The following is a 467-nucleotide window of genomic DNA, read 5'->3' as shown; positions in this document are numbered from 1 at the left end:
TCGCAGCACCAAGACCCAAAGCGTCCTGAACGGTGCTCAGCGCAGAGCTGTCAGAGCGCATTGTTGTCGCGATTGACCAGTAGGCAGCGTTATCACTTGCTTCAGCAACCTGTTTACCGGTTGAGATACGCCCCTGCGTTGTTTCAATTGATTTATTTGTTATTTGAAGAGACTTCAACGCGGTCATCGCTGCCGTGTTCGTCAAAATACTGGACATTGGTGTCCCCTTGTTTGTCACAATTTTGGGACATTCCGGATTGGCCGGCGCACCGAAGAGGCTTCATGCTCTATAGAATTATAGTCGGTGCCTGTGCGAGCGAATCATTGAACCGCTGTTAACCAAAGTTAATAAAGCATGGTTAACAAAAAGTAACCCCATAATCAGACAAAAAAAGGCCGCCCGATGGGCGGCCTTAATACTGTTGTAATCGTTCCGATTAACGGAAGAGAGACAGAATTGTCTGCGC

General features: G+C 48.0%; 1 protein-coding gene. It reads right to left on the bottom strand.

What is annotated here, in order from left to right; all coding sequences use genetic code 11:
• Positions 1–217: flagellin N-terminal helical domain-containing protein (locus SU32_RS17000; RefSeq protein ID WP_483756993.1), on the bottom strand; the 217-nt coding region annotated here is incomplete at its 3' end.
• Positions 218–467: the final 250 nt, after the last annotated feature.

The organism is Ahrensia marina, assembly GCF_001293565.1.
Classification (GTDB): Bacteria; Pseudomonadota; Alphaproteobacteria; order Rhizobiales; family Rhizobiaceae; genus Ahrensia; species Ahrensia marina.
This window is presented reverse-complemented; position numbering and strand designations above follow the sequence as displayed.